The sequence below is a fragment of the Candidatus Beckwithbacteria bacterium genome (assembly GCA_026397255.1).
Taxonomy (GTDB): Bacteria; Patescibacteriota; Microgenomatia; order UBA1400; family CG1-02-47-37; genus JAPLVF01.
Genome location: JAPLVF010000013.1, coordinates 24736 through 45703, shown reverse-complemented (window position 1 = coordinate 45703; position 20968 = coordinate 24736). Strand labels below are relative to the sequence as shown.

Here is a 20968-nt window from a genome sequence, read left to right as displayed (position 1 = left end):
TAATAATAGTATAAATGAAAAAAGGTCTGTTAGTTCTTTTATTTGGATTAGGGCTTCTGGGATTGTTTGCCCGTTTTTATCAGTTTGGGAAAATTCCTGTCAGCCTTTATTGGGATGAAGTTGCCATTGGCTTAGATGCCCGTTCGTTGTTGCAAACAGGTAAAGACCTTAACGGTCATTCCTGGCTTCAGCCGATTTTTATTTCTTACGGCGACTACAAGGCCCCGGTTTATATTTGGCTGGTAACGATTTTGGGTAAAGTCATTAATATTTCCGAGTTAACCATCCGACTGCCGTCGCTATTAGCCTCATTGGGAATCGCCTGGCTGTTATTTAAATGGCTTGGTCCATATGTAGCGGTGAGCTTTTTAATTATGCCCTGGAGCATTCATTTCAGCCGCATCGGCATGGAATCGCACCTGTCTTTATTTTGGTTAGTCTTAGCCGTTTATTTAATTATCAAAAAAAGGGTATTTTTATCCAGCCTTGCCGTTATTTTAGGCATTTACACCTATTTTAGTTTGAGAATTTTAGCCCCGGTTTTGTTTGTCTTGGCTTTTTTGCTTTACAGCCGGACTAAATTAACACAGTTTTTTTTAGGCTTGCTCTTAATTATTGTCAGCCTGATTATTTTAATTAAATCGCCTTATTATGCGGCCAGTCAGCAGTACCGTCTTTCCAATGATAATTTAATTACTTCAACTGAAAGAAAGCCGGAAAGAATTAAAAAATTTCTGCTTAATTACTCATCTTATTTTGATCCGCAGTTCTTATTAGTCAGCGGCGACCCCAATCTTCGCCATCATTCCGGCTTTGGCGGTGAACTGCTACTGGTACAGGGAATTTTATTGGTCAGCGGCCTCGTGGCTTTATTAAATTACCGTCGGAAAGAAGTTTGGCTGATATTGGCTTGGTTATTATTAAGCCCGACAATCGCCGCCTTAGTAAACGAAACTCCGCATGCTTCCCGGGCAATTTATCTGATGATTCCTTTAGCCTGGCTGATTGGCTTAGGCTGGAGCCGGTTTAAGACCATTATTAGCATTATTTTTAGCCTGGCTTTAATTTTAAATTTATCTTTTTATTTACATGACTATTTTATTCATTATCCCGGTCGGTCAGCCGCTGCCTGGATTTTGCCGTATAAACAAGCAGCCCTGCAATTTAAAGACAGACTGCCGGTTCAGCCGGTTTATATTAGCAATCGGTTATACCAGCCGGAATTATATTTTGCTTTCTATTTAAATGATTTAAGTTTATTCCCAGCCAATCAAAAATTTTATTATTATCTGCCGTCAGTCTGTCCTCAGGAGGCTATTTGTCTAAATTCTTTTTAGTAATAGTTTTAATGGCTGCCTTAATCCGGTTTGCCGGCTTGGATAGTTTGCCGCCGGCATTAAACCGTGATGAAGCCGCCATTGGTTATAATGCCTACTCGATTTTAAAAACCGGGAAAGACGAACATGGTGTCTCTTGGCCGCTAGCTTTTAAATCTATCGGTGATTATAAAATGCCTTTATATATCTATGCCACGGTTTTACCGGTTAAACTTTTCGGCCTTAATGATTTTTCCATCCGTTTCTGGTCAGCTCTTTCCGGAGTAATTAGTGTTATCGCTATTTACTTTATCTCAAAAAATATATGGGCCAGTTTCTTTTTGGCATTAAATCCCTGGGCAGTTTTTTATTCCCGGATTGCTTTTGAGGCAAACTTAGCTTTGGCCTTATTTCTCGTCGGTCTTTGGCTGTTATTAAAGAAAAAAACCCTTGGCTTTTTCTTTTGGCTGTTAGCCTGTCTGGCTTATTCTTCGGCATTAATTTTTATCCCCTTGTTTTCCCTGGTTTTCTTTTGGCGTTACCGTCCGGGAATAATTGCCTCTGTTTTGTTTATTTGTTGTTTCCTAGGAGTTTTTGCCGGTATCTGGCGGGTTTCCCAGCAAAAGCAGGCAATTACGGTTTTTTCCGATCCTTATTTAATCGACACCTATAATCGCGAGCGGACAATTCAATATCAACAAAATCCTCTGAAAACCAAATTATTTTTCAATAAATATATTTATTTCGGTAAAATAACTGCCAGGAATTATTTAAACACTTTTTCCCCTCAATTTTTAATTTTTAAAGGAGACAATCATCCGTGGCATCAAATTCCCGGAGTGGGCAATTTCTACGCCATCGAAATTATTTTAGCGGTTATCGGCTTGCTTAAATTAACCAAGCCTAAATTATTATTTATCAGCTGGTTGCTGTTAGCCCCCCTAACCTCGGCAATAACGATTGATGCGCCTCATTCCACCCGGGCATTATTTTTATTGCCGATTATCTTAATTTTAGCTTCTGTCGGACTAACTAAAATTAAAAAATTCTTACCCATAATTGCTGTAATCTATTTTATTAATGTTGCTTATGCCGGCTATCAATATCTCCAAGTTTATCCTGTTAAAGTTACCTCCAGTCTGCCGATTGGCTTAAAAGAAAATTTATTAAAATTAACTAAAAATTCTGAAGATTCTGAGCCAATAAATTTATCCGGAGTTCATGATTCTACCTATCTTTACCCGTTAATATATTTAAAGATTGATCCGGTCTTATTTCAGCAGACTGCACTCTGGACTCCTCCGGATACCGCCGGCCTGACTAATGCCTATCAGTTTGCCAATGTCACCATCAGCGACTAAATCTTCTGGTCGCTAACGCTTCCCATTGCTCAGGAGTAATTTTTCCATAAATATCTTTTCTGATAAATAATCCCGTCGATTTTCCGTCCCGGGAAAGAGAATGGTATTTAGCTTGAACTAACTCACGTTCCATTTCGCCGTAAATAAATTCCGGCGGATTAGGATTATTGATATTAAAAACCCGACTATACTCTTCTTTTAATGCCGGAATTTTCCGCTCCCAGGCGTAACTAACCACTTGTTTAGTCGCTGGGCTGGTTAAAGTTTTCCATTGGACTAAAACCTCATTAGTTAAAACAGAAACCGCCATTTTTTGGCCTTCCTGGTTGATTATTTTTATGGCAAAATTTAAATCGTCAAAAGTGGAATAATTTACATAGTATTCATAATTTGGGTCAGTTTTCCAAAAATAGGCCATGTTTTTATTAGTCAGTAAAATCATCGCCCAAATTAACCAAACCGGCCAAAATTTAAATTTAATTGTTTTTAAGCAGAAACTGAAAGTAAAAATCATTAATCCCAGCCAGGGGAGTAAATGAAAACCTTCATAATAAACCGTGCCGGGCGATAGTACCCGGTTATTAGCCAGAAGCAGTAAGGGGTAAATTATTAACAATTTTCGTTTAAAGACCACGGCCAACAGATAGACGCTGAAAAATAAACTAATAAATTGCGCCTGCAAAGAGTTGGGGGTAAAGTAGGCCAAAAACGGGAAAAAAATCATTTTTAACCAGTCACCGGGTCCATGCAATGGTGACATGGTCGGGACGGCATAAACAAAGTTGTTATAGACTGTTCTGATAAACCAATCAGCGACGGAATACCGGGACAGTGTGAAAAAAATTAGCGTTGATGTTAATAATGCCGCTACCATCCAAAAAATTTTCTTTTTAATTTTTAATAAAAAGAGCAGCCACATAAAAGCTAAGCATGGCCACAAAGGCACCAAATTAAACAAAACTAAAAACGAACATATGCCTAAAAAGACAAGTTCGGATTTTTTAATATTTTGATTTTTAAACCAAACCTGCAGCATTGTTCCGAATAAATACACTGCCGGATATGCGGCAAACGCCTCCATTAACCAAAGATTGCCGAAGAGATAATACTTTAAAAATTCAAAAAAGATTACGAAAATTAAACCGACGGTTTTAAAACGCCAGACAATCAGTAAACTCCAGATTGCTCCGTAAACAAACATTGCCTGCCGGTGGCGGCGGACCAGCATAAAAATATTCGGCGGATTAAGTAATTGTTGCAGTTTAGCCGAAGTAAAATAGACAATCGGTTGATGGTTTGACTGGATATCCTGGTAAAGTTTGAATCCTCTGTTGGTCAGTCGACCAATCGTCATATGATCTTCTTCATCCACGAAATGCATTGATAGGCTTCTTGCTTGGGCAATCCGGAAAGACACCAGCATAACTATTCCCAAAACCACCAAATGAAAAATTCTTTGCTTATTCATAATTTAGAATTATTTTTGTCGGCGCCAGGCACTCTTCTTCCCGGCAGTGAATCGTCGGGTAACGTAAGATTACATAAATATTTAGGCAAACCAAAGCAATTAGCAATAATCGCGTCAGCCAAACAGTAATTTTTTTTAAATTCAGTCCAAATGGAATAAAGAAAAATATCGTTGCCAAACGCAAATAATTCGGGTTGAGGTTAATTTTTAACAAATCAAAACCGGTTAAACCTAAGAGCCAAAAAGGTAAAACCAAAAACAAATGGTGTTTTTTTAAGAGAAGATTAGCAAAATAACCTAAGGAAATGGAGAAAAAAGGAATCAAAGGAAACCAGTACCAGGGCGAATTATTATAGCGGCCGGCAATTAAAAAAAGCAGCAACAGCCACATACTTAAAAACCAATTAAAAAACTTAAAAGATTCTTTTTTAAATTTTGTCAGCATTAAAAAACTGAAGATAAAGCCTAAAACATACCAGCCGTCGTTAAACCCGCCGTAAAAATGAGGCTTAGTAATTGCATCAAAGACTGAATTAACAAAAGCGCCTCGGTCAGCTTGATTGGTCAAAATAAATAAAAACGCATTTCTGTCGGCCGCAAAACCGTAAATAAGATAAGTGACTACGGATAAAATTCCTGTTCCGACAAAAGCCATCGCCGCTTTTAGTTGTTTTTTCTGCAGTAGCCAGACAGCGATCATCAGAGGGACGGCAAAACCCGGCACTTTAATCCAGCCGCAAAAGAAGGCCAAAATTAGCGCTGGTAATAGTTTGCTTTCGTGTAAGAAAATTAAGGCGGCTAAAACCACCGGCGTTAAAATATTTTCTAAGAAGGATTGCCGCTGACTGATGACATAATAAGGAACGGTAGCGAGAAATAATAATGACAATCGTCCGACTTTTTCCCCGAATAGTTTTTTCCCTAAAAGATAAGTTAAAAATAAAGTAAAGATGCTGGCAATTAAGGCCGGCAAGCGGACAATCATCTGGGGAATCGGTTCAAAGCCCCGGTAGCCCAATAATCGGGCCGGCAGGCCGATAATTGCCGCGCCTAACGGCGGATGGTCCAGCCAAGGCTCAACCAGCTTCAGACCAAATCTTTCTAACGGAATAAAATCTCTAAATTGTGACCGCCAGACAAGCGCCGGATTGTTATTGTCAAAAATTGAATGGGTGATCGGTCTAAGTGGGTTATCCCAGAAAGAAATTCCGGCCCAAGCATAAAACAAGCCGTCGTCGTTGTTATCGGTTGGATAAATATCGGCCTTAAATCCCCTTAAAGTTACCCCTAAAATTATCAGGGCCCAAACGATAATTAATGATATAATTCTCTTGGATCGGATAATTTTATGAATAAACTTGTTGGCCATTGGTTATTTCTTTGTCTTTCCTTGCTTTGGCTTCTACTGCTTGTATTTTATCAGGTTTTTGTCGATTCTGGCTACCGGCGGATTAGTCTTAGCCGGTTTGTTCACGCTTTTACTAGTTTAAAATATGAGGCGTCGGAATTAGGAACACCGCTTGCCTCAATTGATCCTTTATTGATTAAGGTTGACTGCCGGGATTTTTGCCAGTTTAAGTTAAAAGACAAAACCATTCCGGCCCGGGTGGAAATTGATCCTAACGGACGGTTGTCTGATTTAACCCTTCAGTTTTTTGACTCGGACAAGAACTTAATCGGTTATCAGGACAAAGCGCCGGAGCCGACTTTTTACGTTATCGACGGGCGCGGGGAATTAATCCAGCTTATCAGATTAAAGCTAAATCATCAGACAGACTTAATTTTTAAAGCTTATTATCCTTCCACCCAACAAATGCAGTTTGCCGGCAGTGACGGCAAACAGTGGTTATATTCGGCCACTAAACCCGATTTACAGCGTCTATGAAATTATCAGTTATTATTCCCAGTTTTAACGAAGCCGGGACAATTCGTCAGATTATTACTAAGGTTAAGAAATTAACCAAAATTTCCCCGGAAATTATTGTCGTTAACGATGGTTCGACTGATACGACCAAAAAAATTATTGCCGGAATTTCCGGAATTAAAACGATTAATTTATCCAAAAATCAAGGTAAAGGGGCAGCGATTCGGGCCGGCCTTAAACAAGTCACCGGCGACTATGTCTTAATCCAGGATGCGGACTTGGAATATGATCCGGAGGATATTAAGTTATTACTTACCCCGGTTTTAAATAACCAGGCGGCAGTTGTTTATGGCTCTAGGTTTTTGGGGCCGCATCGGAATATGCTTTTTTGGCACTTAGCCGGAAACAGATTTTTATCTTTTCTGACAAATCTTTTTTACAACACCACTATTTCTGACATGGAAGTCGGCTATAAATTGTTTCCTAAAAAACTATTACTTTCCCTGGATTTGAAAGAGAACCGTTTCGGTTTTGAGCCGGAAGTTACCAGTAAAATTTTAAAACAGGGAATCCGAATTTACGAAGTGCCGATTTCTTATTCCGGCCGCGAATTTTGCGAAGGAAAAAAAATTACCTGGGTAGACGGCCTGCAGGCGTTTTACTTATTATGCAAATATCGCTTAGTGTAGTTTTAGCCACCTATAACGAGGCGGCTAATATTAAAGACTGCTTATTATCAGTTAAAACTTTAGCTGACGAAATTATTATTGTTGACGGTAGTTCACAGGATAAAACCAGAGAGATTGCTAAAACTTTTTCCGCCAAAGTTTTTCAGGTGACCAATAAGCCGATTTTTCATATTAATAAACAGTTGGCAGTGGATAAAGCTAGCGGTAAATGGATTTTACAGCTGGATGCCGATGAAAGAGTCAGTCCGGAATTGGCTCGGGAAATTAAAAAAATAATCAACCAACCACACCCTCAATTTAATGGCTATTATCTTCCCAGAAAAAATTTTTTTCTGACCAGGTTTTTAACTAAAGGCGGCCAATATCCTGATTATATTATCCGTCTTTTTCTTAACGGTAAGGGGAGTTTTCCCTGTGAAACTGTTCATGAGCAGATTATCATTGACGGTCCGGTCGGTTATCTTACCAATCCTATCATTCATTACTCTGACCGCCATTTTAGTCGTTATCTCACCCGCTTTAATCGCTACACCTCTTTGGCTGCCGCTAAACTTAAACAAGAGAATTTTAAACCAAGCCTTTGGCTGTGTTTTCAGTATTTTATTATTAAACCTAAGGTTTGGTTTTTTTCTACCTACTTTCGCCATAAAGGTTTTGTCGATGGCCTGCCCGGTTTTATTTTTTCTTTAATGTCGGCTTTGCGTTTTCCGGTAATTTATCTTAAATTTTGGGAGCTTAATCATGAAAATCGGCATTGATATCAGTTGTTTTAATTCTGCCAGTTCCTTCCGGGGCATTGGTTTTTATACCCGTCGTTTAATCGCCGGACTGGAAAAAATCCCTTCACTTCAATTAATTAAATTTGAGAAAAAGGCGCCTTCGCTGGCTGATTTAGTTCATTATCCGGGCTTTAATCCCTTCCATTTCAGCCTGCCTTTGATTAATCGTTTCCCTTATGTCATTACGGTTCATGACTTAACTCCCTTAAAATTTCCAGACCAGTTCCCACCGGGAATTAAAGGCAAGCTCAGATGGTTAATCCAAAAAAATCAATTACGATCAGCCTCGGCAATTGTCACTGACTCTCAAATTTCTAAAAAAGACATTGTCAAATTTACCGGCATTTCCGCTGACAAAGTTAATGTGGTTTATTTAGCTCCCGACCCGGTTTTTAAGCCGATAAAACCAAGCAACAATTTTGGGTTGCCGGGAAAATTTATTCTTTATGTTGGTGATGTTAATTTCAATAAAAATTTACCATTTTTAGCCAAAACTTGCCTTAAATTAAATTTTCCCTTAGTGGTAGTCGGCCAACAGGCTGTCAGTCATGATTTTGCTAAGCATCACCCGGAAAACCAAGCCTTGGTAAGATTTCAGGAATTAGCCAAAGCCAATCCCCATAAGATTATTACCCTGGGTTTTGTTAAAACAGATGAGTTAGTGTCAGTTTATAATTTAGCCACAGTTTATTGTCAGCCCAGTTTGGCCGAAGGCTTTGGCCTGCCGGTTTTGGAAGCCATGGCCTGTGGTTGTCCGGTAATTACTTCTAAAGACACATCTTTGGCGGAGATCAGCGGTTCGGCGGCAATTTTAATTAATCCTGCCAATCCATCTGAATTAGCCGAAGCCTTAAATAATTTTTGGCTAAACTCCGCTTTACGGGAAAAATACCGTCAGTTAGGATTAACTCAATCAGCTAAATTCTCTTGGGCTGCAACTGCTCACGCCACCTTAAAAGTTTATGAAAAAATTCTTAACCAACAATAAATTATTTGTCCAGGCTTTAGGTTTAGCCTTAATCGTCCGTCTGTTTTTACAATTAGTGGCCGGTTTGGCGATAAAATTTGTTCCCTTTAAGGGTAGTTTTCCTTACTGGGACCTTTTTTTGCAGCCCAAGGGGCCGGATTGGCTGTGGTTGTGGGGTAATTTTGACGGCGTCCATTACCTTAGTATTGCCCAGGAAGGTTATCTTTATGGTTTAACCCAGGTCTTTTTTCCGCTCTACCCAAATTTAATTAAATTTTTAAGCCTGCTTACCCATAACCACTTGCTTTCCGGCCTGATTATTTCCCATTTAAGCCTGATTGGTTTTATTTATTATTTTATTAAGCTGGGCCGCTTGGATTATTCCGTCAAAACTCTCCGTTGGTCGTTGTTACTATTGCTATTGTTTCCGGCCAGCTTTTTCTTTTTCAGCGTCTATACTGAATCTTTGTTCCTTTTTTTAGTCGCTCTTTGCCTTTATTCAGCCCGGACCCGGCGGTTTATCCCTGCCGCCATAATTGCCGGTCTGGCCTCGGCTACCCGCTTGGTCGGCATTTTTTTGCTGCCGCTGATTTTGTGGGAGTATTATCAGGTAAATAAAAAAAATCATCTCCTGGCATTATTCAAAATCTCTTTTTTAAGCGCTTCCGGCTTACTTTTGTACTTGGCTTATTTACAGCACCGTTTCCATAATTTCTTAATTTTTGTCACGGCGCAGCCGGGCTTTGGTTCCGGCCGCCAGGTAGACACTTTTGTCATGATTTATCAGGTTATTTTTCGCTACCTAAAAATGTTTTTCGGGGTCAGTCCGCAAAATGAGATTTACCCGGTTCTGGTTTTTGAATTTTTAATTTCCCTGATTTTTCTGGTTTTAATTATCTCTGCTTTATTGAAAAAATTCCGGACAAGTTATCTGTTGTTTCTTATTCCTGCCTATTTGCTGCCGACTTTGACCGGCAGTTTTGCCTCAATGCCGCGTTATGTCTTAACCGCCTTCCCTTTGTTTTATTTCGTGGCGGCAACTAAGTCTAAATTAGTGAAAATACTTTGGTTGATAGCCTCAGTTCTGCTGTTAAGCTGGGCGTTTATTAGGTTTTCCCGGGGGTACTGGATATCATGACCAGAAAAATTATCGTCACCGGCGGTTTGGGGTTTATCGGCTCTCATCTGGTGAAAAAGTTAACTAATTTAAATTATCAAATTTTTGTAATTGATAATTTTTCTTCTCCCAGCTCTAACCGCTTGCCCGGTTCTATTAGCGTCATCCGGCAGGATATTGCTGATTCAAAACTGGTTGACACGATTCAAAAAATTAAACCGGCAGTAATTTATCATTTGGCTGCGGAAAGCCGCGTCAGCGGCACGCTGGACAAAATTATCCATAATAATATTATCGGTACCTATAATGTTTTAGAGGCGGCCAAAGCCGCTCAAGTCAAACAATTAATATTTACTTCTTCAGCCGCGGTTTATGGTGAAGTCCGGAACTTTCCGATTCAGGAAACTTCCGCGTTAAAACCAATTTCTCTTTATGGTTTATCTAAGTTGACCGGTGAGCTTTATTGCCGTCAATTTAAAAAATTTTTCCCGACAGTGATTTTCCGTTTGGCTAATGTTTACGGTCCGTTTCAGAACAGTTCGGCCGAAGGCGGGGTTGTCCCAATTTTCTTAAATCAAATTCAACGTGGGATCACGCCGCTAATCTACGGCAATGGTCAACAGACACGGGATTTTATTCATGTATCCGATGTCGTTACCGCCATGATTCGGGCTTTATCGTTTTCCCAATCGGGGATTTTTAATATCAGCACCGGTCAGGAAACGACCATTAATCAATTATTAAAGTTATGCGGGAATGGTAAAACTAAGCTGAAAGCCAAATTGGTTCCGGCCCGCGGCCGGGATATTGTCCGGAGTGTTTTGGCAAACCATTTAGCCGTCAAAAATCTTCACTGGCAGCCAAAAGTAAAATTAGCCGATGGTTTATTAAGTTTATGAAACTTTTAATTATTCTGCCTGCCTTAAATGAAGCCAAGGTTCTTGATCAGGTTTTACGGGAAGTGAAAAAAACCGTGGTTGCCTTTCCGCTCGAATCAGAAATTTGCGTGGTTAATGATGGTTCGACCGATAAAACCGCTCCAGTCGCCAAGACTGCCGGCGTCACGGTTTTAACTCACGTGATTAACCGGGGTTTAGGTGCGTCTTTAGCCACCGGTCTTAACTATGCCGAAAAAATTAACGCGGACTTTGCCATCACCATGGATTCGGACGGCCAGCACGACCCGGCTGATTTAATTAAACTATTAAATCCACTACTGAATCACCAGGCCGATGTGGTTATCGGCAGCCGTCTTCTAAGTCAAATCGGCAAAATGCCGTTTTTAAGAAAAATTAACAATCAGGCCTTTAATTTATTAACCAAAGTTTTTTTCGGCGTTAGCACTACGGATTCTTTATCCGGGTTTCGCGGCTTTAATAAGAAAGCGATTCAATTAATTGAATTAAAGACCGAACGGATGGAAGTCAGCAACGAATTTTTCCGGGAAATCAAATACCATCAGCTGAAATTTACCGAAGTGCCGATAAAAGTTATTTATACTGATTATTCATTGAGTAAAGGCGTCAAGCCCGGTAATGTATTTGCCATTTTGTTCCGCCTGGTGCTAAGATTATTAAGGTAAACTTATGTCCTTTTTGCCGGTTCAGATTATTTTCAGTGTTTTTCTGCTTTTTGCCGCTTCCCGGGTTTTCTTAAGATTAAAAGACGGCAGTTTAACTTTAGCTAGCGGCAGTTTTTGGTTTGGTTTGTTTATTGTGGCTTTACTGGGCGTCTTTGAACCGGAATTAACCTCGATTGTTGCTAAGCAATTAGGTATTAACCGGGGCAGTGACGCCGTTATTTATGCCTCCATTATTTTACTGTTTTATCTTATTTTTCGGACTAATGTTTTGCTGGAAAACCTGCGCCACGATTTGACTAAACTGGTCCGGATGATTGCCTTGAATCAGGAAAAAAAGAAATGAAATTGTTGTTTTTAACCGAGTTTTTCCCTAAAAACGACGAATTGATATTTACCGGTGGAGTTGAGGCCCGGGCATACTACATCATTAAACAGGCTAAAAAAGATTTTTTAGTTAAAGTGATTGCTTCTTCTTCCCGGCAGGTGCCGGCTACGCCTTTATCCGTGTTCAGCCGGACCGGTTATTTATTTAGATCTTTAATTAAAGCCCTGTTTACCAAATTTGATTTAGTCGAAGCTTCCAATGTCGTCACTTACTTGCCGGCGTTTTTGGCGGCTCGGCTTAAAACCAAGCCGGTAATAATCTGGGTGCCGGATGTTTTAGGAAAAAACTGGCTGGATTTTGGTTGGTTTGTCGGCATCACCGGCTGGCTGATGGAAAAACTTTATTTAAAACTGTCCTGGGACGGGGTGATTGCCCTAAGCGATTCCACCAAAACCAAGCTGTTAAAAGCCAAAGTTAAAACTGATCATTTAGTTGTCGTTCACGGCGGCATTGACCCGAAAGAGTTTAGCTTCACTTCTTCCCCGGAAAAGTTTACTAAAACCACAATTATTTGCCTGGCGCGTTTGGTTAAAACCAAACGGATTGATGTTTTAATTAAGGCAATGTCTTTATTGGATAATCTGCCGTTACGTTTATTGATCATCGGCCGCGGCCCGCAAAAGAAACATTTACTTAAACTTATTCAGGAATTCCGTTTAACAGATAAAGCCAAAATTGTTGACTATCTCTCCCGTCATGAACTAATTGATACATTGTCCCGCTCCCGGATTTTTTGCCTGCCGTCGGTTGTGGAAGGCTTTGGTTTGGCGACGATTGAAGCCATGGCCTGCGGCCTACCCTGCGTTTTAGCCAGTATTCCGGTTAATCAGGAAATTACCAATTTTGGCCAGGGGACGCTTTTCTTTAAGCCGGGGAACGAAAGTGATTTGGCTAAGCAAATTGAACGTCTTTTAACTGACAAAGAACTTTATCGTCAAAAACAACTGGAAGCCTTAAAGTTATCTAATCACTACACTTGGCAAAAAATTTACAATGAAACCAAGAAAGTTTATTTGTCTGTAATAAGTAAACAGTTATGAAATTGTCCGTAATCATTCCGGTTTACAACGAACAGGCGACAATTGCCGCTTTAATTGAAAAAGTTAGGGCGGTAAAACTTAAAAATATTACCAAAGAAATTATTGTGGTTGATGATGGCTCCACTGATGATAGCCGTCAGCAAATCAACGCCAAACTTCAAAAAATTCCGAACCTTAAAGTTTTATCACTGCCGATTAATTTAGGTAAGGGGGCGGCTATCCGCTTAGGTTTAAAACAGTCTACCGGCGACATTGTGATTATTCAGGATGCTGATCTGGAGCTTGATCCGCAGGAATTTCACCTGCTTTTAGAGCCGATCCTTAGCAACCAAGCCAAAATTGTTTACGGTTCAAGAATTCTAAATTCCCAAACCAAAATCCCTTTTAAAAGTTGGTTGGCGACCAAGATTACCAGCACCTTAACCGGGCTTCTTTTCGGCCACTGGGTCAGCGATATTAATACTGCCTATAAAGCCTTTACCAAAGAGGTTTTAACCAAAATTAACCTCCGTTCTGTTCAGTTTGAGTTTGACGCCGAGTTTACGGTCAAAGCCTTAAAATTAGGTTTTAAAATTGCTGAAGTTCCCGTGAGTTTCCACCCGCGCACCCGTCTTCAGGGAAAGAAAATCCGTTTTCGCGACGGCCTGGACTTGGTGTTTACGATTATCAAATATCGCTTAGTCAACGATTAACATGAACCTTGTTTTTATTTGCGATGCCTGGCAGCCGCTTATCGGCGGCGGCCAGAAGTTATTTTGGGAATTAACCAGCCGTTTGGTTAAAGACCATCATTGCCAAATTACCGTTGTCACCCGGACCTTGCGTTACGAGGGTAAAATTTTTGCTAACAACGAAACTTATTTTAATAATCGTTTGAAAATTATCCGCCTCGGACCAGCTTTGCCTTTTTTTAATCCTCTTGGTCGTTTTTGGTTTATAATTCAGTCTTTCTTTTATTGTTTAAAGTTCAAGCCGGATATTTTCCTCGCTTCTACCTGGCTGCCGGCAATTACCCTTCAATTAATTAAATTAGTGAAAAAAACTCCGGTGGTTTTAGTGGCGATTGGTTTCGGCAGCCGCCTCCAGTGGTTAGAAAGATTAATCACCCAAAAATTCAAATATAATTTGGTTATAACCGACGACCTGACCTTAAAAGATGCCAAATTTATCCCCAACGGAGTCAGCTTGCCCCGCGTAGCCTCTGGCGAAGTGGGGGCGAAGTGGGGTAATTTTACTTTTTTAACCGTCGCCCGCAACGAGCCGCGGAAGGGGATTCCGGTTTTACAAGAAGCTTTTTCACTCGTGCAAAAACAGTTTCCCCAAACAAAACTGCACTTATTTGGTCCTGGTTTTAAAGTGTTGAGCCAAGCGGATTTAGACAAAGAATTATTCCGGGCCCACTGTCTGGTTTTGCCGTCTTTAGCCGAAGGCCACCCCTTGATTTTATTTGAGGCCTGGGCGCATCAGTTGCCGGTAATTGCCACTCAAGTCGGCAGTGTCGCTAAATTTGTTAATCAGGCTAACGGTTACTTAGTTCCTGCCGGAGACGCTCCAGCCTTAGCCCGTACCATGAAGTTAGCTCTGCAAAACCCGTCTTTAGCTGTGATGGGTGAAAATGGTTATCAGTTAGTTTCGAAAAATTATTCCTGGTCCAAAACCGCTTCCCGCTACTATCAAGCGTTTAAAAAGGTCAGACCTTACAAGGTCTGACCTTTTTGGAATGTAGAAGGTGACTCCTTGATTTTCTAAGGTCCGACCTTAACGGATCTTAGATTTCAAAAAGGTCGGACCTTACTGGACCAATAATCCAGTGTCTCTCTCAAACTATCTTCCAAAGAAAATTTCTGTTTCCACCCCAAAGCCTTTAATTTCGTATTATCGCCGAATAATTCCAGTGGATCATTATTCTTAAATCTATTTTTATCTTCATCAACGATAAAATCATTTTTCACCACCTGTTTTAATGCCAGAATAACTTCTTTTAATTCCCGGCTTTGGCCCGAACAAACATTATAAACTTCTCCCGGCTTGCCTTTTTTCATGAGTAATAAGTAGGCCGCGACTCCGTCACGCACATCCGTAAAATCCCGCCTGATGCTTAAATTGCCGGTGATTAACTTTTTTTGACTTTGTGCTAATTGCCGGCACCAGTCGTTAATCACAAAGCCCGGTTTCTGGCCCGGCCCGATTAATAAAAACGACCGGGCGTAAATCAAAGGGATGTCATAGCTTTGGCATAACTTCCGGCTGACTAACTCCTGGGTCATTTTACTCAAGCCGTAGCTGGAATTGGGGATTAAGGCATCGGTTTCTTGCCTCGCCGCCTTAATTTCCGGGTCATACTCCGCCGCCGTACCGGTAATCAGCAGTTTCGGCATGGTTTTTAATTCGGCCAGGGCTTCGATTAAATTCACTGTCCCGAATAAATCCACTTCCAGATTTTTCGCCAAACCCTCATCAATCATTTGCTTGCTTCTTATTACCGGGCTGGCTAAATGAAACACCCAATCAGGCTTAACTTTTTCAACAATTTTTTTTAAGCCGGTTTTACCCCTTAAATCACTATACAAGCCGCTGACCTGAATTTTTTCTTTTTCCAATAGTTGTTTAAGATGGGAGCCGGAAAACCCGGAAATGCCGGTTATAAACGCTTTCATGAGGATAGTATACTATGAATATATATGCAGTTAAGCGTCTTGATGACCGTTTATAACAACGAAACCACTTTAGCCCAAGCCATCACTAGTATTTTATCTCAAACTTTTTCCGACTTTGTTTTTTATATTGTTGACGACTGTTCCAGTGATGAATCTCCCCGGATTTTGGCTAAATTTGCCAAAAAAGACAATCGCATCAAAATCATTACCAATCAGCACCACCTTGGTTTAACTAAATCCTTAAATAAAGCCTTAAGGCAGGTCAAAACCCCGCTGATTAGCCGCATGGACGCCGACGACATCAGTTTCCCGACCCGTCTGGCCAAACAGCTGCAGTATATGACCAGCCATTCGGACATCGTCTTGTTAGGCACAGCCGCTTATTTAATTGATAGTCAGGGTAAACAAGTTGGCCTCAAGACAAATCCTCAGGATCATCAGCATATCCGGGCCAATATTCTTAAATACTGTCCCTTTATTCACCCCACCTGGCTGGTCCGGCGGGAAATTATTTTTGACCTGGATGGTTATGACGACACCTTCCCTTTTGCTCAGGATTATGAATTAGCTTTAAGAATTGTTGCCAAATACCAGACCGCCAACCTATCCGAACCTCTGCTTTATTACCGGGTGAATACTGCTTCGGCCATTTCTTTAAAAAATTTAAAAACCCAGGAAAAATTAGCCTTAAAAGCCCGTTGGTTAGCTTTAACCAAATACCATTATCCCAAAAGCGAGGTTTGGAAGCTGATAAAACCCCTCTTGTCTTTTTTAGTCCCAGTTGGTATAAAAAAAGCTGTGTATCGTCAGTTTTTCTGGTCCGGCTGTTTAATTTTCAGCCTGCTGGTTTTCAGCGGCTGTCAATCAGCTGCTCCTCAGCCAGTAATCAACGAACCTTCAGCTTCTCCGTCAGCCGCCGGAATTGCTTCGCCTGTTGCGACTACTTCAGCCGTGACTAAACCCACTTATACCAACTGGAAATATTATTCCAATGAAACTTTTCGTTATAAACTCCGCCACCCCTTTGATTGGTCCGTCATTAATCAAAACCAGAATCCGGGAGTCGTTACTTTCAGTAATGTTGCTGAAGACAAATTGTCTGCTCCCCACGTCATTTTTATTGCGACTGCCGCCAAGAAAGGTAACTACGCTTTAGCCAATTTTCCGGCAGTTACGGCCTTAACCGATCAGGGCCGTGAATCCCGTCAGTTAGTGATCGCTAACTCCGCCGGTCTGTTTTTCAGCAGTCTGGGCGAGGGGAATGACATCTTTTCCATCTTTATTGACCACAACGATTATATTCTTAACCTTACCTGGAATGGCACCGCCCAGGACGTCCGCAACCAATATAAAGACATTTGTTTACAGATTGCCGCATCTTTGGAATTCTTTTAATTTTTCCGGCCGATAAAATAACATTCTCCTGCCACAATATCTAATGTTTCCCAGTTTAAAATATATTTATTAATGAGTCTTACCGGCAGCCAGATTGGCGCCAAAATTAAATTAATTAACCTTGAGTTTTTTTTCGTCATCAGGCGCCACTTTCCGGTCGGCACATTCTCTTTAAATCTCTCCCAGGGAGTGAGTAATGACAAATTGAAGCTGAAATGCTCATAAACTATTTGGAATTTATGCTTTTTCAGCGCTTGCCTTAATCTTGTCGGCGTATAGAGGTTAATATGTTCCGGGAATCTTTCTGCCCAGTCAAAATAATTCGGGCAGCTGCAAACAAAAAGGCCCTGCGGCCTAAGAATTCGGTAAGCTTCAGCGATCACCTGGTCGGCCGCGGCTGGTTTTAAGTGTTCCACGACTGAATTGCTTTGCACCAGCTGGAAAAAATTGTCTTTAAAAGGCAGTTTTTTAGTTAAATCATGCCGGATAGTTTTGTTATTAGAATTTTTATTGGCCCAGAGCACGGCGGCTTTGCAGCCCTCAATTCCAATTGCTTTAATGCCTCTTGTCTCGCAGGCTTTAAGAAAATTTCCTGCCCCAGAGCCAATATCGCCAACCGGGCCGGTTAAGTTGATAAATTGAGCGACCTTTTGGAAAATTGCCGGGTCTGCTTGGCGTAAAGTTTTTTGCTTGTTTACCCGGGATTTAAAATATTGGTCAGTATAGTAACCGGACAATGCTGTTTTTTTAAACTTCATGAAGTTTTTCCAGATATTGTTTTAATCCCTGCTCTAAACTGATTTCCGGCTGCCAGTTAAGTTTTGCTTTCATCTTACCTGTATCCACCCGGTTTAAATTCACTTCATTTGGCCGCTCTTGGCCGGAATATTTTACCCGGGCTTTCTTTCCGGTTACCTTCTCCATCGCCTGCACCAATTCCTGCAAAGTTGTTGGCTTCTCCGGTCCGATATTATATGTTTCTCCGCTTTCGCTATTCGCTTCTGCCAGACGGACATAAGCCTCCACCAAATCAGCAATATAAATAAAACTCCGTTCAATTTCCGGCTTGGTCAGCTCAAACTCTCGGCCTGCCAGAATATTATTAAAGATAATCGGCACCAAATACTTGTCTTCTTGGCCAAATCCGAACACATTGGCTGTTCGTAAAATCAAACTGTTCACTTTAAATACCCGCGTGTAAAAACGACAGAGTTCTTCGCCTAAGAATTTCGTGAAAGAATAATGCGTCGTCGGCTTCGTCGCACTCGTTTCCGTTTTCACCTCTGAATAAGGCTGGTCATAAACATACGTGCTGGGAAAAATTAATTTTGCCTTGCTTTTCCGGCAATATTCTAAAACATTAGTTGTTCCGCCCACATTCACCTCATACGCCAAACCGGTGTTTTCCGCACAGTCCTTATACCCCGACACTGCCGCCAGATGAAACACCGTGTCCACCTTTCCCAACCCCGCAAAATCTTCCTTTTTGGTGATATTTTTCCCCTCTTTTCTAGAAAACCCCACTACCTCCACCCCGTCTTTTTGTAATCTCTTGATCAGTTTTCTCCCAATAAACCCCGAACTCCCCGTCACCATCGCTTTTTTCATAAACTTATCTTATCACACAACTGATATTTTTCAGGCCTTAGGTGATAAAATAATTTAATGATAGTTTTTATTGACGAATCCGGAGATCCAGGTTTTAAGCTCCAAAAAGGCTCAAGCGATATTTTTGTGTTGGCCTTAGTTATTTTCAATGACAACCTGGAAGCAGAAAAGACCTCGGTGGCAATTAAAGAACTAAGGAGAAAACTGAAATTACAAGATAAATACGAATTTAAGTTCAATAAAACCAACAGAAAATTTCGCAAAGCCTTTTTCAACGCTATCAGATCATTTAAGTTTAGGGTTAGAGCCATTATGGTTAACAAAGCATTAATTCGCAGCCAAAGATTAAGAAGCAATAAAGAAGATTTTTATAACTATGTAATCATGCAGGTTTTGAAACAAAGCGGCGGATCAATAAAAAACGCAAAATTGAAAGTTGATAAAAGAGGAGAGAGAACCCTAAGGAATCAGTTAAGAGTTTATTTATCCAGGCGTTTAGACAATAAGAACAGTAAAATCTTTAAAGATTTAAAGTTTGTGGATTCAAGACAAAACACGCTGATTCAACTGGCTGATATGGTAGCTGGGGCAGTGTTCTCTGACTTTACAAAAAAAGATTCTGATTATTTAACTATGCTTAAAAGGTCAAGAAGAATTGAAGATATTTGGCCGTTTAAATAAAGCGACCCTGGTTCCTATCTCAACGTTAGTTGAGAACGCGCACCTTACGGTGACAATTCAGAAACAGGGTCTATGTAATTTCATTATAGCACGTTGTCAAGCGGCTATTGACAAATTTCTTAAACTTTTCCTTTTTCAGTCTTTCTATCAGGTGTCTTTAGATAAACCCCGAGCTCCCCGTCACCATCGCTTTTTTCATAAACTTATCTTATCATATAATAAATATGCAGGATTTTTTTGAAATTAACCGGGGTTTACCCCAAACGCTTGAACCTTCTCCTATACTTGATGTCCTAAAAAAATTTGATACCACAATTGCTTACGCCTCTCCGGAAAATTTACAGCAATCTTTGCCTAAAAGTGGCTTTAAGGTTCGCTCGGCAGATCCGACTGTCTATGAAACCACGCCCGGATTTGAAAAAATCAAAGATTCTGAGAATATTATTTCCACTGAAACAGATCCGGCCGTAATTTTTATACATGGTGCCAGTTTTTGCGCCCTGATGTTGGCCAAAGATAACCATGGTAATGCTGTTGGCCTTCACCAGCCGATTGAATTTAGAGAAGGCAGATTTCATTCAATGAAACAAGCCGTTCTCAAATTAAGGAAATTTTTTACCGGCGTTAAAACAGTGATTGGGGATAACGAAGGTTTATTAATTTTAAGCGGCGCCAATCCAATGTTGGAAAAGGATGATACTCAAGCTCGCTTAGAGGCATTAGTAGAGAAGCAAAATAAGCAAACAAAATTAAGCATCTTAAAGTTGTTTGTTAAACCAAAAGAATCGAGTTATGCTTTACATCGACAAAGGATGAGTCCGCTGAAGGATTTTACCGATAAACTTTCAGCTTTTTCCCGAAAGAAACAAGTATTACCGGATGATTTAAGGGAAATTAACGGCTTAATTTATGTTCCCAGGCAAATTGATATCAGTGGTAAAGACAGGATTTTTGTCAAGGATAAAAAAATTGACTTTTTAGATATCAAAGGCTTTCTCTTCCCCAACCTGGTATAATTCCCCGTCTGCCCGAAATCTATGTCTTTTAAAGAAACTTGGGATAAATTATTCCATCCAGGCAGAAAAACCTCGCGAGTAACCACCGTTCTTTCAATTATGGAAATTGGTGCAATTGGCGAAAAACAAATTAGTTTTTGTGATCTGAGTAAACCTGAAGACGCTCAGAAAATAAAAGCCCGCCCCGGATATTATTTTCTGGTTAGTCCGGTTACGTTTCAAGAGCGGGAAAACTGGCGTTCATTAATCAATGACCTGAGTTTAGGATTTCACACTATATTAGGCGATCTCGGGCTTTCGCAGCAAGGCGATTCGATTATCCCTATTGATACCAAAGCAGAGTTTAAAATTGATCCTGCTATGATTTGGCGGTTTTTGCCTGAGAAATATCTTCCTGAACGCCAAATTCTTTTCATTAAAGCCGATCACATAGATCCGGCTGTGGCTCAAAATTTAATCGTTAAGTCATTAAGTAAGAGAAAATAACCTTCATCAACACTCCTTATCTTAACACAACTTGATTTCTGCACTTGAGTTACAATTAAGTAATGCCTGCCGCAAGAGCCAAAAAATCCAAATAAAGACATTTATCTCAAGGTCGTTTATCGCGATTCTAGCCGATTAATCTCTCTTGTTTATACTGAAGACGGTTCTGTCGATGAAAACATGCTGGCATCTGGTTGGTCGGAAGTTCATAGTCAATATGGCGGGAATAAGGCGGCTTTAATTGCCGGCCACCAAAAAAGCCAGGGCGGCCAAACTGGGGGTCTTTAGCGAACTCTGCACTCAAAGGTTTAACCCGGAAAATTCGGATTGTCAAATAAAAGGCAACATTAAACTAAATTCTGCTGATATCAGTCAGAACAGCGGCGAAATGACCTATTATTTTCCTGGCTGCGGTTACTACAACAAGGTTGATGTTCAATTGCACAACGGCGATAGTTGGTTCTGCACCGAAGCCGAAGCCCGTAAAGCCGGTTTTACCAAGGCAAAAAACTGTCCTGCTAGTTATAAATAGTGCTTCCGTCCTACAGCTGTCTTCC

23 protein-coding genes are annotated in these 20968 nt (G+C 40.5%); 18 read left to right on the top strand and 5 right to left on the bottom strand.

The window, feature by feature from the left end:
* The first annotated feature begins 14 nt into the window (after positions 1 to 14).
* Positions 15 to 1337, top strand: a complete 1323-nt coding sequence (locus NTZ93_02720) for a hypothetical protein (GenBank protein ID MCX6816751.1) — start codon at positions 15 to 17, stop codon at positions 1335 to 1337.
* Between the two features lie 11 nt (positions 1338 to 1348).
* Positions 1349 to 2677: a hypothetical protein gene (locus tag NTZ93_02715; protein ID MCX6816750.1), complete on the top strand. Its 1329-nt coding sequence runs from the start codon at positions 1349 to 1351 to the stop codon at positions 2675 to 2677.
* On the opposite strand, the gene NTZ93_02710 is transcribed toward NTZ93_02715, so the two are convergent.
* Both NTZ93_02710 and NTZ93_02705 read right to left on the bottom strand, forming a co-directional pair.
* Entirely contained in the window at positions 2667 to 4145 is a 1479-nt protein-coding gene (locus tag NTZ93_02710) for a hypothetical protein (GenBank protein ID MCX6816749.1), read from the bottom strand. The genes NTZ93_02715 and NTZ93_02710 overlap by 11 nt on opposite strands.
* Complete coding sequence (locus NTZ93_02705) at positions 4138 to 5514, bottom strand: glycosyltransferase family 39 protein (GenBank protein ID MCX6816748.1); 1377 nt, start codon at positions 5512 to 5514, stop codon at positions 4138 to 4140. The genes NTZ93_02710 and NTZ93_02705 overlap by 8 nt, the downstream gene beginning before the upstream one ends.
* Here NTZ93_02705 and NTZ93_02700 point away from each other — a divergent pair.
* Genes NTZ93_02700 through NTZ93_02650 form a run of 11 tightly spaced genes read left to right on the top strand, consistent with a single transcriptional unit; the run spans position 5494 to position 14278 of the window.
* Positions 5494 to 6030: a hypothetical protein gene (locus tag NTZ93_02700; protein MCX6816747.1), complete on the top strand. Its 537-nt coding sequence runs from the start codon at positions 5494 to 5496 to the stop codon at positions 6028 to 6030. The two genes, NTZ93_02705 and NTZ93_02700, sit on opposite strands and share 21 nt — an antisense overlap.
* Positions 6027 to 6698: a glycosyltransferase family 2 protein gene (locus NTZ93_02695; GenBank protein ID MCX6816746.1), complete on the top strand. Its 672-nt coding sequence runs from the start codon at positions 6027 to 6029 to the stop codon at positions 6696 to 6698. The genes NTZ93_02700 and NTZ93_02695 overlap by 4 nt, the downstream gene beginning before the upstream one ends.
* The gene (locus NTZ93_02690; GenBank protein MCX6816745.1) at positions 6677 to 7456 is read left to right on the top strand and encodes a glycosyltransferase family 2 protein; all 780 of its coding nucleotides are present in this window, start codon (positions 6677 to 6679) and stop codon (positions 7454 to 7456) included. The genes NTZ93_02695 and NTZ93_02690 overlap by 22 nt, the downstream gene beginning before the upstream one ends.
* Positions 7440 to 8465 (top strand): glycosyltransferase family 1 protein, encoded by a 1026-nt coding sequence (locus NTZ93_02685; protein ID MCX6816744.1) that lies wholly within the window; start codon positions 7440 to 7442, stop codon positions 8463 to 8465. The genes NTZ93_02690 and NTZ93_02685 overlap by 17 nt, the downstream gene beginning before the upstream one ends.
* Positions 8440 to 9582: a mannosyltransferase family protein gene (locus tag NTZ93_02680; GenBank protein ID MCX6816743.1), complete on the top strand. Its 1143-nt coding sequence runs from the start codon at positions 8440 to 8442 to the stop codon at positions 9580 to 9582. The genes NTZ93_02685 and NTZ93_02680 overlap by 26 nt, the downstream gene beginning before the upstream one ends.
* Positions 9579 to 10460, top strand: coding sequence for an NAD-dependent epimerase/dehydratase family protein (locus NTZ93_02675; protein MCX6816742.1), 882 nt, complete (start codon positions 9579 to 9581; stop codon positions 10458 to 10460). Before NTZ93_02680 ends, NTZ93_02675 begins: the two co-directional genes overlap by 4 nt.
* Positions 10457 to 11143, top strand: a complete 687-nt coding sequence (locus NTZ93_02670; protein ID MCX6816741.1) for a glycosyltransferase family 2 protein — start codon at positions 10457 to 10459, stop codon at positions 11141 to 11143. Before NTZ93_02675 ends, NTZ93_02670 begins: the two co-directional genes overlap by 4 nt.
* Before the next feature lie 4 nt (positions 11144 to 11147).
* A complete protein-coding gene (locus tag NTZ93_02665; GenBank protein ID MCX6816740.1) occupies positions 11148 to 11486 on the top strand; it encodes a DUF2304 family protein in 339 nt (112 codons plus the stop codon).
* A complete protein-coding gene (locus NTZ93_02660) occupies positions 11483 to 12568 on the top strand; it encodes a glycosyltransferase family 4 protein (protein ID MCX6816739.1) in 1086 nt (361 codons plus the stop codon). The genes NTZ93_02665 and NTZ93_02660 overlap by 4 nt, the downstream gene beginning before the upstream one ends.
* Positions 12565 to 13260, top strand: a complete 696-nt coding sequence (locus tag NTZ93_02655) for a glycosyltransferase family 2 protein (GenBank protein ID MCX6816738.1) — start codon at positions 12565 to 12567, stop codon at positions 13258 to 13260. Before NTZ93_02660 ends, NTZ93_02655 begins: the two co-directional genes overlap by 4 nt.
* A 1-nt stretch (position 13261) precedes the next feature.
* Positions 13262 to 14278 carry a glycosyltransferase family 4 protein gene (locus NTZ93_02650; protein MCX6816737.1) on the top strand — a complete coding sequence of 339 codons (1017 nt, stop codon included), beginning with the start codon at positions 13262 to 13264 and terminating at the stop codon, positions 14276 to 14278.
* Positions 14279 to 14343: 65 nt separating this feature from the next.
* Here the strand turns inward: NTZ93_02650 and NTZ93_02645 are convergent, their stop codons facing one another.
* Positions 14344 to 15225 carry a GDP-mannose 4,6-dehydratase gene (locus tag NTZ93_02645; protein MCX6816736.1) on the bottom strand — a complete coding sequence of 294 codons (882 nt, stop codon included), beginning with the start codon at positions 15223 to 15225 and terminating at the stop codon, positions 14344 to 14346.
* A gap of 24 nt (positions 15226 to 15249) precedes the next feature.
* Here NTZ93_02645 and NTZ93_02640 point away from each other — a divergent pair, with 24 nt between their 5' ends.
* Positions 15250 to 16620, top strand: coding sequence for a glycosyltransferase (locus NTZ93_02640; GenBank protein ID MCX6816735.1), 1371 nt, complete (start codon positions 15250 to 15252; stop codon positions 16618 to 16620).
* Here the strand turns inward: NTZ93_02640 and NTZ93_02635 are convergent.
* Both NTZ93_02635 and NTZ93_02630 read right to left on the bottom strand, forming a co-directional pair.
* On the bottom strand, positions 16617 to 17378 hold the full coding sequence (locus NTZ93_02635) for a class I SAM-dependent methyltransferase (GenBank protein MCX6816734.1): 762 nt from the start codon (positions 17376 to 17378) through the stop codon (positions 16617 to 16619). The genes NTZ93_02640 and NTZ93_02635 overlap by 4 nt on opposite strands.
* Positions 17368 to 18228 carry an NAD(P)-dependent oxidoreductase gene (locus NTZ93_02630; protein ID MCX6816733.1) on the bottom strand — a complete coding sequence of 287 codons (861 nt, stop codon included), beginning with the start codon at positions 18226 to 18228 and terminating at the stop codon, positions 17368 to 17370. The genes NTZ93_02635 and NTZ93_02630 overlap by 11 nt, the downstream gene beginning before the upstream one ends.
* Positions 18229 to 18285: 57 nt before the next feature.
* On the opposite strand from NTZ93_02630, the gene NTZ93_02625 reads away from it, so the two are divergent.
* The 4 genes from NTZ93_02625 (at position 18286) to NTZ93_02610 (ending at position 20943) form a co-directional block, all read left to right on the top strand.
* A complete protein-coding gene (locus NTZ93_02625; GenBank protein MCX6816732.1) occupies positions 18286 to 18909 on the top strand; it encodes a DUF3800 domain-containing protein in 624 nt (207 codons plus the stop codon).
* 224 nt (positions 18910 to 19133) lie between these two features.
* Positions 19134 to 19925 carry a hypothetical protein gene (locus NTZ93_02620; GenBank protein MCX6816731.1) on the top strand — a complete coding sequence of 264 codons (792 nt, stop codon included), beginning with the start codon at positions 19134 to 19136 and terminating at the stop codon, positions 19923 to 19925.
* A gap of 21 nt (positions 19926 to 19946) precedes the next feature.
* Positions 19947 to 20411, top strand: a complete 465-nt coding sequence (locus NTZ93_02615; GenBank protein MCX6816730.1) for a hypothetical protein — start codon at positions 19947 to 19949, stop codon at positions 20409 to 20411.
* Between the two features lie 241 nt (positions 20412 to 20652).
* A complete protein-coding gene (locus NTZ93_02610) occupies positions 20653 to 20943 on the top strand; it encodes a hypothetical protein (protein ID MCX6816729.1) in 291 nt (96 codons plus the stop codon).
* Positions 20944 to 20968: the final 25 nt, after the last annotated feature.

Coding starts and splice junctions, on each gene's coding strand:
- NTZ93_02720 (MCX6816751.1), top strand. CDS start 15: ATGAAAAAAGGTCTGTTAGTTCTTTTATTTGGATTAGGGCTTCTGGGA.
- NTZ93_02715 (MCX6816750.1), top strand. CDS start 1,349: ATGGCTGCCTTAATCCGGTTTGCCGGCTTGGATAGTTTGCCGCCGGCA.
- NTZ93_02710 (MCX6816749.1), bottom strand. CDS start 4,145: ATGAATAAGCAAAGAATTTTTCATTTGGTGGTTTTGGGAATAGTTATG.
- NTZ93_02700 (MCX6816747.1), top strand. CDS start 5,494: ATGAATAAACTTGTTGGCCATTGGTTATTTCTTTGTCTTTCCTTGCTT.
- NTZ93_02705 (MCX6816748.1), bottom strand. CDS start 5,514: ATGGCCAACAAGTTTATTCATAAAATTATCCGATCCAAGAGAATTATA.
- NTZ93_02695 (MCX6816746.1), top strand. CDS start 6,027: ATGAAATTATCAGTTATTATTCCCAGTTTTAACGAAGCCGGGACAATT.
- NTZ93_02690 (MCX6816745.1), top strand. CDS start 6,677: ATGCAAATATCGCTTAGTGTAGTTTTAGCCACCTATAACGAGGCGGCT.
- NTZ93_02685 (MCX6816744.1), top strand. CDS start 7,440: ATGAAAATCGGCATTGATATCAGTTGTTTTAATTCTGCCAGTTCCTTC.
- NTZ93_02680 (MCX6816743.1), top strand. CDS start 8,440: ATGAAAAAATTCTTAACCAACAATAAATTATTTGTCCAGGCTTTAGGT.
- NTZ93_02675 (MCX6816742.1), top strand. CDS start 9,579: ATGACCAGAAAAATTATCGTCACCGGCGGTTTGGGGTTTATCGGCTCT.
- NTZ93_02670 (MCX6816741.1), top strand. CDS start 10,457: ATGAAACTTTTAATTATTCTGCCTGCCTTAAATGAAGCCAAGGTTCTT.
- NTZ93_02665 (MCX6816740.1), top strand. CDS start 11,148: ATGTCCTTTTTGCCGGTTCAGATTATTTTCAGTGTTTTTCTGCTTTTT.
- NTZ93_02660 (MCX6816739.1), top strand. CDS start 11,483: ATGAAATTGTTGTTTTTAACCGAGTTTTTCCCTAAAAACGACGAATTG.
- NTZ93_02655 (MCX6816738.1), top strand. CDS start 12,565: ATGAAATTGTCCGTAATCATTCCGGTTTACAACGAACAGGCGACAATT.
- NTZ93_02650 (MCX6816737.1), top strand. CDS start 13,262: ATGAACCTTGTTTTTATTTGCGATGCCTGGCAGCCGCTTATCGGCGGC.
- NTZ93_02645 (MCX6816736.1), bottom strand. CDS start 15,225: ATGAAAGCGTTTATAACCGGCATTTCCGGGTTTTCCGGCTCCCATCTT.
- NTZ93_02640 (MCX6816735.1), top strand. CDS start 15,250: ATGCAGTTAAGCGTCTTGATGACCGTTTATAACAACGAAACCACTTTA.
- NTZ93_02635 (MCX6816734.1), bottom strand. CDS start 17,378: ATGAAGTTTAAAAAAACAGCATTGTCCGGTTACTATACTGACCAATAT.
- NTZ93_02630 (MCX6816733.1), bottom strand. CDS start 18,228: ATGAAAAAAGCGATGGTGACGGGGAGTTCGGGGTTTATTGGGAGAAAA.
- NTZ93_02625 (MCX6816732.1), top strand. CDS start 18,286: ATGATAGTTTTTATTGACGAATCCGGAGATCCAGGTTTTAAGCTCCAA.
- NTZ93_02620 (MCX6816731.1), top strand. CDS start 19,134: ATGCAGGATTTTTTTGAAATTAACCGGGGTTTACCCCAAACGCTTGAA.
- NTZ93_02615 (MCX6816730.1), top strand. CDS start 19,947: ATGTCTTTTAAAGAAACTTGGGATAAATTATTCCATCCAGGCAGAAAA.